At 72.0% G+C, this 14,610-nt stretch carries 12 protein-coding genes; 6 read left to right on the top strand and 6 right to left on the bottom strand.

Translation table 11 applies throughout. The features are described 5' to 3' along the window. Positions 1-23 precede the first annotated feature (23 nt). A complete protein-coding gene (locus tag ACIRRY_RS28205) occupies positions 24-1,217 on the top strand; it encodes a PP2C family protein-serine/threonine phosphatase (RefSeq protein ID WP_403977639.1) in 1,194 nt (397 codons plus the stop codon). Here ACIRRY_RS28205 and ACIRRY_RS28210 read toward each other — a convergent pair whose 3' ends face one another. From ACIRRY_RS28210 to ACIRRY_RS28230, 5 genes are all read right to left on the bottom strand, one after another. Continuing rightward, positions 1,218-1,706, bottom strand: coding sequence for a MarR family winged helix-turn-helix transcriptional regulator (locus ACIRRY_RS28210; protein WP_403977641.1), 489 nt, complete (start codon positions 1,704-1,706; stop codon positions 1,218-1,220). A gap of 142 nt (positions 1,707-1,848) precedes the next feature. Further along, positions 1,849-2,298, bottom strand: coding sequence for a response regulator (locus ACIRRY_RS28215; protein WP_393761039.1), 450 nt, complete (start codon positions 2,296-2,298; stop codon positions 1,849-1,851). Beyond that, positions 2,295-3,953 (bottom strand): ATP-binding protein, encoded by a 1,659-nt coding sequence (locus ACIRRY_RS28220; protein WP_403977643.1) that lies wholly within the window; start codon positions 3,951-3,953, stop codon positions 2,295-2,297. Before ACIRRY_RS28220 ends, ACIRRY_RS28215 begins: the two co-directional genes overlap by 4 nt. A gap of 129 nt (positions 3,954-4,082) precedes the next feature. Further along, positions 4,083-5,309, bottom strand: a complete 1,227-nt coding sequence (locus ACIRRY_RS28225) for a PP2C family protein-serine/threonine phosphatase (RefSeq protein WP_403977645.1) — start codon at positions 5,307-5,309, stop codon at positions 4,083-4,085. A gap of 202 nt (positions 5,310-5,511) precedes the next feature. Beyond that, positions 5,512-6,540: a Ppx/GppA family phosphatase gene (locus tag ACIRRY_RS28230; protein WP_403977647.1), complete on the bottom strand. Its 1,029-nt coding sequence runs from the start codon at positions 6,538-6,540 to the stop codon at positions 5,512-5,514. Positions 6,541-6,680: 140 nt separating this feature from the next. Here ACIRRY_RS28230 and ACIRRY_RS28235 point away from each other — a divergent pair, with 140 nt between their 5' ends. The 5 genes from ACIRRY_RS28235 (at position 6,681) to ACIRRY_RS28255 (ending at position 13,554) form a co-directional block, all read left to right on the top strand. Continuing rightward, positions 6,681-7,265 (top strand): carboxymuconolactone decarboxylase family protein, encoded by a 585-nt coding sequence (locus ACIRRY_RS28235; protein WP_403978348.1) that lies wholly within the window; start codon positions 6,681-6,683, stop codon positions 7,263-7,265. Continuing rightward, positions 7,262-8,128: an RNA polymerase sigma-70 factor gene (locus ACIRRY_RS28240; RefSeq protein WP_403977648.1), complete on the top strand. Its 867-nt coding sequence runs from the start codon at positions 7,262-7,264 to the stop codon at positions 8,126-8,128. The genes ACIRRY_RS28235 and ACIRRY_RS28240 overlap by 4 nt, the downstream gene beginning before the upstream one ends. A gap of 186 nt (positions 8,129-8,314) precedes the next feature. Next, complete coding sequence (locus ACIRRY_RS28245) at positions 8,315-9,163, top strand: hypothetical protein (RefSeq protein ID WP_403977650.1); 849 nt, start codon at positions 8,315-8,317, stop codon at positions 9,161-9,163. Beyond that, complete coding sequence (locus tag ACIRRY_RS28250) at positions 9,163-11,313, top strand: bifunctional serine/threonine-protein kinase/ABC transporter substrate-binding protein (protein ID WP_403977652.1); 2,151 nt, start codon at positions 9,163-9,165, stop codon at positions 11,311-11,313. Before ACIRRY_RS28245 ends, ACIRRY_RS28250 begins: the two co-directional genes overlap by 1 nt. 42 nt (positions 11,314-11,355) lie before the next feature. Further along, a complete protein-coding gene (locus ACIRRY_RS28255) occupies positions 11,356-13,554 on the top strand; it encodes a bifunctional serine/threonine-protein kinase/ABC transporter substrate-binding protein (protein ID WP_403977654.1) in 2,199 nt (732 codons plus the stop codon). Between the two features lie 44 nt (positions 13,555-13,598). Here the strand turns inward: ACIRRY_RS28255 and ACIRRY_RS28260 are convergent, their stop codons facing one another. Next, positions 13,599-14,609, bottom strand: a complete 1,011-nt coding sequence (locus ACIRRY_RS28260) for an ABC transporter substrate-binding protein (RefSeq protein ID WP_403977656.1) — start codon at positions 14,607-14,609, stop codon at positions 13,599-13,601. Position 14,610 lies beyond the last annotated feature (1 nt).

Raw genomic sequence — 14,610 nt, forward strand, 5'->3', positions numbered from 1 at the left:
TGTGAAGACACTGAGCCGGAAGGGTGAACGCCGTGAGCACCTCTGAGCCGCTCCCCTCCGTGGAGAGCGAGTTGCGCTCGGCCCCGCCCAACGCTCTCGTGGAGGCGGCCCGCCGCCTGCTCGGTGACCGCGCCGGAGCCCGGGAGGTCACCCTCCTCCTCGCCGACTACGGCCTGCGCGTGCTGCGTCCGGTCGCCCCGCTGCCGGGCACCGGTGAGACCGTCTCCGCCTACGACGGCCCGTCGGGACGGGCGTTCACCATGCAGACGCCCGTCGTCGAACCGTCGGCGGACGGGACGGCCACCGTGCACGTCCCGGTGACCGTGCGCGGCGACCGGCTCGGTGTCCTCTCCGTCCGGCTGCCCGCCGCCGGCGCCGACGCGGCCGGGGTGCGCGGGCTCGCCGAGTTCGCCACCGCGCTGGGCCACGAGATCGGCACGGCGGAACGCGACACCGACCTCTACCTCCTGGCCCGCCGTACCCGGCGTCTCACGCTCGCCGCCGAGATGCAGTGGCAGCTCCTGCCGGGGCGCGGCTGCGAACGCCCGGAGTTCGTGATCGGCGCCCATCTGGAGCCCGCGTACACCGTCGGCGGCGACAACTTCGACTGGAGCACCGACGGCGGCCGGCTGACCGTGACGGTGACCGACGGCATGGGCCGGGGCATCGACGCCTCGCTGCTCACCAGCGTCACGGTGGGCGCCCTGCGCAACGCCCGCCGGGCCGGCCTCGGCCTCGCGGACCAGGCCCGCCTGGCCGACCAGGCCGTCTACGCCCAGTTCGGCGGCAAGGTGTACGCCTCGACCCTGCTGCTCCGCTTCGACCTCGCGACGGGCACGGTCCAGGCCGTCGACGCGGGCTCGCCCCGGCTCTACCGCCGGCGCGGCGACACGGTGAAGCACATCGAGCTTGAGGCACAGCTCCCGCTCGGCATGTTCGAGGAGACCGCGTACGAGGAGCAGATCTTCAGCGTACGACCCGGTGACCGGCTCGTGGCCGTGAGCACCGGCGTCCACGGGGCCCGCTCGCCGGAGGGCGCCGCGTTCGGCGAGGAGGCGCTGCGCCGGGCTCTCGACACGGCGCCGGCCCAGACTCCGCAGGAGGTCGCGCGCTCGGTGGTGGCGCGGCTGGCCGAGCACTTCGGCAGCACGGACCTGGCCGCGGATGCCGCCGTGGTCTGCCTGGACTGGAACGGGCGCGCCCCCACGACCCCGTGATCATCCGCCCTCTGCGGACGGCCGCCGCCGCTGCGCCTCGACGAACGCCCGCAGGCCGCGCTCCAGGGCCGCACGGTCGTCCGGTTCCATCCCGCGTACGATCTCGGTCAGCGCCCGGGACCTGAGCTCGGCCACTTCGGCGAGGACGTCCCGGCCGTGCGCGGTGAGCCGCAGTTGGATCTCCCTGCGGTTGTGCGCCGCGGCCTCCCTGAGCAGCAGCCCGGCCGCCTCCAGGCGGTCGCACAGTCTGCTCACCGTCGGCAGCCCGGCCTCCAGGCGCTCCGCCAGCATGGTCAGATTCGCGCCCGGTGTGGTCTCCAGGGCGTGCAGGGCGCGCAGTTGATGCGGGGAGAGTCGTACGGACGCCTCGGTCGCCGCCGTGGTCCACAGGTCGGCCAGGCCGTCCACGGCATCGGCGATCCCGCCCGCGACGGCGTCCGCGCCCTCCGCCTGCGCCGGTTTCCGGTCCGCCTCCCCGGGCGCTGCCACGAGTTCGACACCTCAAGGAAGTCGGCAGTGTGGTGATTCGCCGCTCATGGGGTTGGCCTACCCGAGATTCCCGCGCCCAAGCGGCCGGGATCCGCTGGAGCGGCAACCCGATGCGTCACCTCCCGCGAAACCCCGCGGCGCCTCAGCCGAAGCGGTGGGGCAGCCGGACGACCTGCACGAAGAAGTCGTCGATCTGCCGGACCGCGGCGATGAACTGGTCGAGGTCGACCGGCTTGGTGACATACGCGTTGGCGTGCAGTTTGTAGCTGCGCAGAATGTCCTCCTCGGCCGACGAGGTGGTCAGGACGACCACCGGGATGTGCGCCAGCTCGGGGTCGGACTTGATCTTCTCCAGGACCTGACGGCCGTCGTACTTGGGCAGGTTGAGGTCGAGGAGGATGAGGTCCGGCTGCGGGGCGTCGGTGTGCTCGCCGCGCTTGTAGAGGAAGTCGAGGGCCTCCTCGCCGTCCCGGACGACGTGGAGGGTGTTGCCGATCTTGTTGTCCTCGAAGGCTTCCCGGGTCATCAGTTCGTCGCCCGGGTCGTCCTCTACGAGGAGGACGTCGATCGGGGTCGCGTCAGGGAGGGTCATGTGAGGGCCTTCTCGTCGTCGGTGACTTCAGGGGCTTCAGGATCTGAGGCGGCTTCGGTGGATTCTGTGGTTCCGGTGGGTTCCGCGGTCTCCTCGGCGTAGGGGAGCGTGAAGCAGAAGCGGGTGCCCTCGGCGGTCTCGGTGTCGAGCCAGATTCGGCCGCCGTGGTGTTCGACGATCTTCTTGCACAGGGCGAGTCCGATGCCGGTGCCGCCGTAGGCGTCGCGGCTGTGCAGCCGCTGGAAGATGACGAAGACCTTGTCCGCGAACTCCGGGGGGATGCCGATGCCGTTGTCGCCGACGCTCAGGCGCCACATGCCGGGGTTCTCGGGGTCGGGGTCGCAGGTGACGGAGACGTGCGGGGCACGGTCCGGGTGCCGGAACTTCAGGGCGTTGCCCACCAGGTTCTGCCAGAGCATCGTCAGCAGCGTCGGGTCGCCGACGATCTCGGGCAGGGTCTCGGGCCGGTCGATCCGGGCGTCCGACTCCTCGACGGCCGCCGCGAGGTTCCGCAGACCCTTGTCCAGCGCCGGGCCGAGGCCGACCCGCTCCCGGGTGTCGTCGAGGCGCCCGACGCGGGAGAAGGTGAGCAGGTCGTTGATGAGGACCTGCATGCGTTTGGCGCCGTCCACGGCGAAGTCGATGTACTGCAGACCGCGGTCGTCCAGCTTGTCGCCGTAGCGTTTCTCCAGGAGCTGGCAGAACGAGGCGACCTTGCGCAGCGGCTCCTGCAGATCGTGCGAGGCGACGTAGGCGAACTGCTCCAACTCGGCGTTGGACCGGCGCAGTTCCACGGCCTGGGCGTCCAGCTCGTCGGCCTGCCGGCTCAGTGCCTCCTCCTTGTCGCGGGAGACGTCGAGTTCGGCCACGATCCGTCTGCGCATGCCCTCGACGGCTCCGGCCACCGCGATGAGGTCGGCCGGGCCGTCCCCGTGGATGTGGTGCGCGAAGTCGCCGGCCGCGACCTGTTCCGACGCCTTGGTCAGCGCCTCCAGGGGACGGGTCACCAGGAGGCGTACGAGTACGGCGAGGGCGACACCGGTGAGCAGGAAGGCGGCGACCATCGCGCTCAGGACGACGTTGCGTACCGTCCGCTGGTGGGCGAGGTGGGCCCGGCCCTCCTTCACGGCCTTCGCGAGGTCGACGTTCTGCTTCGCCCAGAGACCGCGCAGGTGGTCGAACTCGTGCTTGCCGCTGTCCACGGTGGCCTGGTCGACGGCCCCCGGCCGGCCGGGGGTGACGGCGGCGGCGAGGGGCTCGGCGTAGTCCTGTCGCCAGGCGGCCGCGCCGTGCTCCACCGCCAGCAGATCGGCGAGGAGTTCGGGCCGGTCCTGGAGCTGTGCGCGCAGCCGTGCCGCCGAGCGGGCCTCGTCCTGTTTGCCGCTGGTGTACGGGGTGAGGAACTGCCGGTCGGCGGCGATCGCGTAGCCGCGGACGCCGGTCTCCTGGTTGACCAGGGCGGCCTGCAGTCGGTACACCTCGGTCTGGGCCGGCTGGACGCGCCGGAGCAGATCGTCGGTGACGGCGGCCGTCCGGCTCAGCAGGTTGGCGCCGATCGCGGTGCCGATCACCACCAGCAGCACCATGAGCGACAGCGCCAGGAAGAACCATCTCTGCACCGTCAGCCGGCGCCCGATCCCCGTTCCGCCCGTCATGTCCCTCATCGTTCGTCCCGTCACCGTTCGTCCCGTCTCGACATCCTCTCGTCCCACCTGCTCTTTTCCGACGCGGTGAATCACGTCCGGGGCAGCTGCCGCTTCCTGTCCCGCGCGGGTGCGTCACCTTCATGTCCAGTGCAGATGCATCACGGCCACGTCGTCGGCCAGGCCGCCCTGTGCCTCGGCGAGGCTCTCGGCGCAGGCGATCAGTTCGTCGACGAACGGCTCCGGGGCCAGTGCGGCCCGCTCCCGCGCGAGCCGCAGCAGCCCGTCCTCCCCGAGCCGCTCCGAACCCCGCCCGACATGCCCCTCGAACAGGCCGTCGGTGAACAGCACCACGGCGGCGTCCGCCGGTACGGCGAGGTCCTCGACCGGCCAGTCCGCGAGGCCGGGCACCACGCCCAGGGCCGGACCGCCGGACACCTCGACCCACTCCACACGGCCGCCGTCGCGCATCAGCAGTCCGTGGTGCCCGGCGCGCACCACCCGGGCCGTGCGCTCGCCGGGTGCGGCGGAGAGGCTGACGAGGGTCGCGAAGACCTCGCTCCGGGCGCGCTCGGCGACGAGGAGTTCCTCCAGCCGGGCCACCTGTTCGGCGCCCGTGACACCGCTGAGCACCAGCGTGCGCCAGGCGATCCGCAGGGCCACACCGAGGGCGGCCTCGTCGGGACCGTGCCCGGAGACATCGCCGACCACCGCGTGGACGGTGCCGTCGACGCTCTGCACGATGTCGTAGAAGTCGCCGCCCAGCAGCGCCTGCGCGCGCCCGGGGCGGTAGCGGGCCACCGCCTCCACGCCCTCGCCGCGCAACAGGGGTCTGGGCAGCAGGCCCCGTTCCAGGCGGGCGTTCTCCTGCGCCTGCATACGACTGGCCTGGAGCGCGACGGCCGCCCGCTCGGCCTGCTTGCGCTGGATCGCGTAGCGCACCGCCCGTCCGAACAGTCCCGGCTCGACCCGGCCCTTGATCAGGTAGTCCTGCGCGCCGGCGGCGACGGCGGCCAGTCCGGTCTCCTCCTCGGCGAGGCCGGTGAGGACCACGACGGCCGCGCGCTCGGCGCTCGCGCGTACCCGGGACAGCGCCTCGAGCCCTTGCGCGTCCGGCAGATGCAGGTCGAGCAGGACGCAGTCCGGCACGTCGGCGGCGAGCACCTCGGCTGCCTCGGCCATCGACCGCACCCATTGCAGACGTATCTTCAGCGCGCTGTCGGCGACCAGTTCCTCCACCAGCAGCGCGTCACCGGCGTCGTCCTCGACCAGCAGAACAGTGGGCTCCCAGACCGCCCAGGTCTCCGGGCCGGCTCCTACGCCACCCACCGACAGCAGGTCGTCGGCCCGCGGCTGTGGCACCACCATGGCCCTGCCCTCCCCACCGATCGGTCTCCCACGACCCCTGTCGACATAGTTGCCGTCAGACAACAGTCGAGAGCATACCGGTACGCCGGGACGTCCCGTACGCACTCGCCCTGACCGTAAGCGGAACCGCTCAACAGGCCCTGCGTTCCGCGTCGTTGAGGGTACGACGGTCAGCGGGAGATCGGTGCGACGCGGGCGTCCCCTACCCCCCGACGGGTGTCGGCCCCGGCATCGGCGCGATGCGCAGGGCGACCGCCCCCGCGGCTTCGGTGTCGTCGCTGCGCCGTGCCATCTCCGCCCACCACGAGCCGCCGTCCTCGATGTACCGCAACATGACTCCTTCACGGATGCCCCAGGGACAGACGGTGACGTTCTTGATGCCCGTGAGCTTCATGGCCGTGTGCCCGACCACGGCTCCGGCGAGGCTCTGCGCGGCCCGTGGTGCCGAGACACCGGGGAGCAGGGCACGCTCGGAGGCCGCGAGGGCGGCCAGCCGGTCGAGGCCCACGCGCAGTTCCGACCGCGCCAACCGCCTTTCCACAAAGGGACCTTGGCGTCCGGGAGCGGCACCGCAGAGCCGGGCCAACTGCTGAAAGGTACGGGAGGTCACGACCGTGGTCCGGGGCCCTTCCCAGCGGATCCGTGCGGCCACGTCCCGCAGCTGGTGCCGAACCTCGCGCCGCAGCGCCTTGACCGCGCGCTCGGGCGGCGGGTCCTGGCCGTCGAGGAAGTCCCGGGTGAGCCGGCCCGCGCCGAGCGGCAGGGATGCGACGAAGTCGGGCAACCGGCCACGTCCGAAGGCGACCTCGAAGGATCCGCCGCCGATGTCGAACAGGGCCAGCGGTCCCGCGCGCCAGCCCATCCAGCGCCGCGCGCCGAGGAACGTCAGCTCGCCCTCCACCTCTCCGGGCAGCGTGCACAGTCGTACGCCGGTCTCGGCGCGCACCGCGTGCAGCACGTCGGGCCGGTTCGGCGCGCCGCGAACCACCGCTGTGGCAAAGGCGAGTGGCCCTGCGGCGCCCCATCGCCGGGCGGTCTCCGCGGCGGCCGACACCGCCTTCACGAGATGGCGTACGGAGTCCTCGGGGAGCTCCCCGTACGGCTGCCCGACGCGCTCGGAGAGCCGCAGCTTCCACTTGGCCGTGTGCACCGGCAGGGGTACGCCGTCCACCAGGTCCGCCACCACGAGCCGAACCGTGTTCGAGCCCACGTCCACCACGCTCATCCGCATGGAGCGGTGAGTACCCCGAGCCGGGGTCGTCAGTCGTCCTGCCGGGCCTCTACCGATCTTCGTCCCCGTGTCACATCCGCGAGCCCGCCGGTGTCTTCATGTCCGAACCGCCGATCCGGCGCACCGACAAGGAGAACACCGTGACACTCCGCGTTCCGAAGGCCGAGCTTCCCGCCGAACTGCGGGAGACCATGATCAAGCAGCTCGGGGCCGTTCCCGAGCCCGTCGAAGTGCTGTGGAACAACCCCGAACTCGCCGCGGCCAACCAGGAGTTCTCGGCCCAGGTGGGCACGTGGAACGCGGCCGACGCGAGTCTCAAGACCTTCGCGCACATGGCCGTCGCCGCACAGATCGGCTGCAGTTGGTGTCTCGACATCACCTACTTCCAGGCGCTGAACCAGAGCCTGGACCTGACCAAGGCGAGCCAGGTGCCGCGCTGGCGGCAGTCGGAGGTGTTCACACCGCTGGAGCGGGACGTGCTCGCGTACGCGGAGGCCATGACGAACACACCGCCGACCGTCACCGACGACCTGTCCAAGAGCCTGCTCGACCGGCTCGGCCCGGCGGCGCTGGTCGAACTCACCGTGTTCATCGGCTTCGCCAACATGGCGGCCAGGTGCAACACCGCGCACGGGATCACCTCCCAGGGCTACGCGGACTCGTGCGAGATTCCACCGGCGCTCCGGACAGGGCCCGCCGGAGCCGACGTAGCGTCGACGGCATGACCCAGGACCCGTTCGTCACCCACCGCGGCCTGCTGTTCACCGTCGCCTACGAGATGCTCGGGTCGGCGGCCGACGCGGAGGACGTGCTCCAGGAGTCCTGGCTGCGGTGGGCCGACGTCGACCGGTCCCAGGTGCGGGACCCGCGCTCGTACCTCGTCCGGCTCGTCACCCGGCAGGCGCTCAACCGGCTGCGCACGGTGTCGCGCCGCCGCGAGGACTATGTGGGCGAGTGGCTGCCGGAACCGTTGCTGACCGGTCCCGATGTGGCCGAGGACGTCGAACTCGCGGAGAACGTCTCGATCGCGATGCTGACCGTGCTGGAGACGCTCGGGCCCACCGAGCGGGCGGTGTTCGTGCTGCGCGAGGTCTTCGAGCTGCCGTACGACGAGATCGCCGAGGTCGTCGGGAAGTCCGCGGCAGCGGTGCGGCAGGTCGCGCGGCGGGCCCGGGAGCATGTGGCGGCGCGGCGGCCACGGGTGCGGGTGAGCCGGGCGGAGCAGCAGGCAGTGGTGGAGCGGTTCCTGCGGGCGCTGCGGACCGGGCAGTTGCAGGAACTGCTGGCGGTGATGGCGCCGGACGTGGTGCTGGTGACCGACGGTGGCGGAGTGGTCGCCGCCGCGCTCGCCCCGGTCCACGGGGCCGAACTGGTGGCGCCGATCCTTGCCCGCGCGCACCGGTCGGTAGCCGCGTTCGACACCGTTCCCGTGTGGCTCAACGGTGAGCCGGCGGGTCTGATGGAGACCGACGGCGAGCCGTCCGCGATCAGCCTCGTGGTGGAGGACGGCCGGATCACCACGATCTACGTGGTGCGCAATCCGCGGAAGCTGACGCAACTGGGCGAGTCGACCGAACTCGTCAGGTGAGACCGCCGTTTCGAACTTCGCTTCGCACAGCGGGAGTTGAGGAGTCCGACACTACGATCGACGTGTCCGTACGAATCCTGTGCGAAACCGGAAACAGAAGCGGAGGGCCGGGAACCGTCCCCCGACCGAGCGCATCGGTACTGGCATGGATTCGGCCGCACGACAGGCCGTAGAGGGGGCGACGTCGTGGCGTATGCCAGAGCGGTGCGTGTCGGCGGGGTGGTGGCGGCCTGCGGGGCGCTGGTGCTGGGGTGCACGGGGGGTGGTGGTTCCGCGTCGCCGCCACCGACGATGTCGGGGGCGTCTCGGGGCGGCACCCCCACCGCCGGCTCCCGGTCTTCCGCGTCGGCGACCCCGGAGGCCGATCCGGGCAAGGAGCCGAAGACCGCCGCGCAGGCCCGGGCGCTGATCGAACAGGTCATCTCCGGGCCGGAGTTGTTCGGGACCGGCGTGACACGGGCGACGCCGTACGAGAGCGATCCCGCGCAGTGGGCCGTGCTGGGTGACGACTGTCTGTGGCGGCTGGAGCCGTTACCCGGGGACGCGCTGGCCACGCTGACCCGGCACTTCCAGGTGCCGGCCGCCGGCGCGAAGGGAGCCGTGCGGCTGTCGGCCACGGTCACCGTGCACCGCGCCGCGTTGGACGCGTCGTGGGAACAGGCCCGGATGCTGGAGGAGGACCTCGACTGCACGGAGCAGACACAGCGGCCGGGTGAGCGCCTGACCGGGCTCCAGTCGCTGTCGTTCGCCCGGGGCGAGGGCGGCAACACCAGCGGCGACGATCTGCTGCTGGAGACCGGACAGTGCGTCAGCGACACACACGGGGGCCCGTACCCGTACTGGTGGCAGCAGGCGGTACTGGGCTCGGTGGTGGCCGGTACGTCCGTGTGCGGCGGGCGCGGTCGTAGCCAGGAGGAGCTCAACTCCCTTGTGGCGGAGGTACTTCCGAGGATGCTGCTGCGGGTGCAGGAGGAGATCGGAAGCACCGCCGGTGGGGCGAGCCCCTCCGTGTCGGCCACGAAGGGCGGGTCGTGATGGAGCGGCTCCTTCCCAACGATCCGTCGCGGCTCGGCGGTTACCGGCTGCTCGGGCGGCTCGGCGCGGGCGGCATGGGTGTGGTCTACCTGGCGCGCGGTGCGGCCGGGGAACTCGCCGCGGTGAAGGTGATCCAGCCCGAGTTCGCCCAACAGGCGGAGTTCCGGGCCCGGTTCCGGCGTGAGGCGGAGTCCGCACGCGGGGTGGACAGCCCGTGGGTGGTGCCCGTGCTGGGCGCCGACACGGAGGGCCCGGCGCCCTGGCTGGCGACCGCGTTCGTGCCGGGGCCGTCGCTGGCCGAGGCGGTGCTGGAGTGCGGGCCCTTGCCCGCCCGGGTGGTACGCGTGCTGGGCAAGGTGTTGGCGCGGGCCCTGGAGGCCGTACACCAGGCGGGGCTGGTGCACCGGGACGTGAAGCCGGGCAATGTGCTGCTCGCGCTGGACGGACCGCGGCTGATCGACTTCGGTATCGCCCGGCCCACGGCCGCCGGGGAGACGGAGTTGACCTCGGACAGCATGGTGGTGGGCACGCCTGGCTTCCTCTCCCCCGAGCAGGCAAGGGCGTTGCCGGTGGGTCCGGCGAGCGATGTGTTCTCGCTGGGCTGTGTGCTGGCGTACACGGCGACCGGGCGCCTGCCCTTCGGCAGTGGCACGGCGGACGCGTTGCTGTACCGGACCGTGCACGACGCGCCGGAACTGGAGGGGGTCGAGGATGTCGAGCTGCGGGACCTGTTGGCACGCTGTCTCGCCAAGGAACCCGAGGATCGACCCCAACTGAGCGCGCTGGACGCGGAGTTGGTGGAGGACGCGCCGACCGGTTCGATCGGCTGGCTGCCGGATCCGGTGGTCCGGATGGTCGCCGACCGGTCGGCGGAGATGCTGGCCCTTCCCGGAATCGAACCGACCGAGATCTCCGGCGCACCGGAGGTCGCGGGCCCGGGCCGTCGTCGGGTACTGGCCCTCGCCGCGGGCGGTACGGCACTGCTCGCGGCCGGTGGTGGCACGGCGCTGTGGGCGGCCCTGCGGGACAACGGCGGGAAGACACCGGCGAGTTCGGTCACCGGGCGCGCCTGGACCATCGGGGTGCAGGCCGATCTGAGCGGCCCGCTGAAGGCGGCGGGGACCGCACAGGCGCGGGCCGCGCGACTGGCCGTCGAGCAGTTCAACTCCCGCAAGGACAAGGCGTTTCCGCTCACCCTGCGGATCGTGGACGACCGGGGCGAGCCGGCCCGGGCCCAGGCGGTGGCCCGTCAACTCACCGGCGACCGCAATGTGTTCGCCGTGCTCGGCCCCACCGGTTACGCCTCGGCGCAGAGTGCCGTAGAGGTGTACGAGAGCGCCAAGCTGCCTCTGGTGACCGTGTCCGAACTCTCGGTCTCCGCAGTCCAGTCGGCCCTCCTCGCCAAGCCGAGAAGCTACTTCCGGGCCGCCCCGCTGGCCGCGTACTCCGCGTTCGCCACCGTCACCGCGCTGGCCACCCACAGGTCACGCCGACCGGGACTGCTGGTCGACCGCGCGGGCGGGATCACCGGCATGGAGTCCGTCAACGTCGTCCACAGCGCGACGGGCGCGGTCGGCATGGCGCTGTACGCCAGGGTCGTCCCCGCTCTCGCACCGGACGTGTCGACCGTCGTCGCCGACATGCTCGCCCACGGCGTCGACAGCTTCTACTACACCGGTACTCCCGAACGTGCCGCCCCGCTCGCCCGGGCCCTGGCAGCACGGGACTTCACCGGCCCGCGGTTCCTGGACGTCTCCTCGGCGACGCCCGCGTTCCTCTCGGCGGCGGGCCCGGCGAGCGAGGGCTGGCAGGTCCTGGCTCCGTACATCGACCCGGGCGCCGCGGCCGTACGGTCGTTCGCCACCGCCTATCGGAAACGGTACGGCGCCGCGCCGGGCGACTGGGCGGCCGAGGCCTACGACGTCACCCGCCTGCTGGCCGACCGGCTCACCGCATTCGCCGGGACCGCCAAGCGGCGTCCCACTCGCACCCAGCTCGCCGACGCGCTCGCCAAGGCCAGGTTCAAGGGGCTGGTCGCCACCTACGCGTTCGACGCCGACCACCAGCTCATCACCCGGCAGGTACAGCACTACGAGGTCAGGGACGGGCGCTTCGTCTACGCCGGTCCGGTGGGAGTCACCGCTTCCTGACCAGCAGGGAGGCCAACGCGGAGCGTCAACAGGAGCCACACCATGCAGGCATTGCGGGCCGAGGACCCGGAGACCCTGGGCGGACACCGGCTGCTCGCGCGGCTCGGCGTGGGCGGTATGGGCGTGGTCTATCTGGCCCGCACCACCGACGGGACTCCGGTCGCGCTGAAGGTGATCCGCGCCGAGTACGCGGCCGACCCCGCGTTCCGCGCCCGGTTCCGGCGCGAGGTGCGGCTGGCCACCGGGCTCACCGGCCGCTGGGTGGTCGCGGTGACGGCCGCGGACACCGAGGCGCGTGAACCGTGGCTGGCCACCGCTTTCGTCCCCGGCCCGTCGCTGGCCGAGGCGGTGGACGGCCTCGGCCCGCTGCCCGCCGACACGGTCGTCGCGCTCGGCGCCCGACTCGCCCTGGCGCTGCGCGAGTTGCACGCCGTGGACCTGGTGCACCGGGACGTCAAGCCCGGCAACATCCTGCTGGTCCCGGACGGCCCCCGGCTCATCGACTTCGGCATCGCCAAGGGCGCCGGCGCGACCGCGCTCACCGCTCCCGACGCGGTCATCGGCACCCCCGGCTACCTCTCCCCCGAGCAGGCCCTGACCCGGGGCGGCGAGGTCGGCCCCGCCAGCGACCTGTTCTCCCTCGGCTGCGTGCTGGCGTACGCGGCCACCGGCCGACGCCCCTTCGGCACCGGCGAGCCACCCGCGGTCCTCTACCGCACCGTGCACGAAGCCCCGGACCCCACCGGCCTCGCCCAACTCCCGCCGCCTCTGCGGACGGTGATCGACGGCTGCCTCGCCAAGGACCCCGCGCTACGGCCGACGGCAGCGGCGCTCCACTCCGCGCTGACGGACGAGAAGCACCCGGCCGACGGCCCACCGTCGCCAACCGAATGGCTGCCGCCCGCCGTCCTACGGCTGGTCGCCGAGCGCTCCGCCCGCGCCCTCGACCCACCGCCCCGCACGGCAGGACCGTCCGTCCCCGAGCCGCTCAACACACGCACGCCACAAGGGATTTCACGCCGCCGCATCCTGGCCGTCGGCGGCTCGGCAGCCGCCGTGCTCGCCGCGTCCGGCACCGGCGCGGCCGTCCTGCTCGCCCGAGGACACACGGCGACGGGCGGCTCACGCCACGACGTCCCCACCCACACTCTCGCCCTCCACGCCGACCTGACGGGCACTCAGAAGACGCTGGGCCAGGCGCAGAAGCGGGGCGCGCTGCTAGCGGTCGCCGCCCACAACGCCCGCAAGAACGTCACCTACCGCCTCGCCCTCTCCTCCTTCGACGACGGAGGCGACGCGACCCGAGCGCGGGACGCGGCCCGCCGGGTGCTCGCCCAACCCTCCGTCAGCGCGGTCATCGGCCCGAGCACCACGGCCGGTGCCCGCGCCGCCGCCCCGCTCTACTCGGCCGCGTCCATGCCGGTGGTCCTGGTGTCGGTCGCCGACGACGCCGCCGGACTGTCCACCACGTCCCTGCGCACGCTCTGTACGACCAGGGCGTCCGACACCTCACAGACCCTGCCGATCCTCTTCTACCTGACCAGGACCCGCCCCAGCAGTCGCACGGCGATCATCCAGGACGGCGCGGCGGGCGAGACGGCCGTCGACATCAGCCGGAACCTGGTCGAGACACCGCCCAGCGGTGGCACCGTCACCGTCCACCAAATCGCCGCGAACAGGGACGACTTCGGCCCCGCCGTGGCCAAGGCGCTCGCCACCCGTCCGCAGGCCGTGGTCTACGGCGGCACGTCACCGCTCCGTGCGGCGGCCTGCGCCCGCGCCTTGGCCACGGCACGGTTCACGGGACCGGTGACCGGCTTCGAGCCCGTCATGCGCGCCGACTTCCTCAACGCGGCGGGGGAAGCTGCCGAGGGCTGGGTCTTCGAAGCGCCGTACACCGAGGCACAGTCGGCCGGCACCCCGGCGGCGAAGGCGTTCACCGCGGCCTACCGGGCACGCAACGGCGAGCCGCCCGGCCGGTGGTCCGCCGAGGCGTACGACGCCGTGGGCCTGATCGCCCGAGCCCTGGACGCGCTCGGGACCACCACCTCGATCGAGCCCGCGCAGGTCGCCGAGCGCCTCTTCCACACCTCGTACGACGGCGTGGCCAAGCCGATCCGTTTCGTCCAGGGCACCACCCACGCGCTGAACCCGGAGAACGGCGCCTTCCTGTACCGGGTCAGGGACGGCGCGTTCCGTTTCCTGGGCCGCTACGACCAGGTGCGCGCGGGCGGGTCTTAGAGACTTCCAGGGGCTGAGCGTGCCCAACCCCCTTGAGACAGCCTCTAGTTGGCGGTCTGCGTCGCGGCCACGGTCCGCAGATACGCGCCGAGGCGGGCGATGGCCGACGGGTTGCGGGGGCTCTCGACGAGGTCGACGTAGTCGAGGACGAAGATCCGGCGGTGCTTGACGGCGGAGACGTTGCGCAGTGGGGCGTAGGAGAGGAGGAACTTCTTCTTCTGTTCGGCGCTGACGTCGCCGTAGTTACAGATCACGATGACGTCGGGGTCGCGTTGCACGACGGTCTCCCAACCGACCGTGGTCCAGGAGTCGTTGACGTCGTGCATGACGTTGACACCGCCGGCCTCGCTGATGATCTGGTCGGGGGCGGCATAGCGGCCGGAGGTGAACGGGGCGTCCTGGCCGCTGTCGTAGAGGAAGACCTTGGGGCTCTTCGCGGGGGCATTGCTGTGGACGGTGGCTGTCTGCTTCTTGAAGTCGGCGATCAGTGTGGCCGCGCGCTTCTCGACGCCGAAGAGCTTTCCGAGGTTGGTGAGGTCGGCGTAGAGGGCGTCCAGGGGCGGCATGATGCCGCGTGAGGTGTCGGTGCGGCCGTTGCGGCAGGACTCGGTGAGGATGTACGAGGGGATGCCGAGCTTCTTGAGGGCGTCGGGGGTGAAGCCGCTGTCGTCGCGGAAACCGTAGTTCCAGCCGGCGAAGACCAGGTCGGCGCGGGCGTCGAGGACGTTCTCCTTGGTGAGTTGGTCCTTGGACAGCCACTTCACCTTCTCGTAGCCGTCCTTCCAGGGCACGTCGGTCAGGTCGCCCTTGTCGTCGGGCATGGCGAACCCGGCCATGCGGTTCTCCAGTCCGAGCGCGAACATCAGCTCGGTGATGCCGACGTCGTTGGTGACGACGCGCTTCGGGACCGTCCTGTACGTCACCCGCTGACCGCAGTTGGTGAGGGTGACGGCGGCGGACGACTTGGCGTCCTGCGGCGAGGTCTCGACCGTGGCGCCGCAGCCGGCGGTGGCGGTCGCGGCGAGGCAGAGGGCGGCGGCAAGCAGCTTGCGCATG

The sequence above is a fragment of the Streptomyces sp. NPDC101776 genome, from assembly GCF_044766845.1.
In the GTDB taxonomy this organism is placed as follows: Bacteria; Actinomycetota; Actinomycetes; order Streptomycetales; family Streptomycetaceae; genus Streptomyces.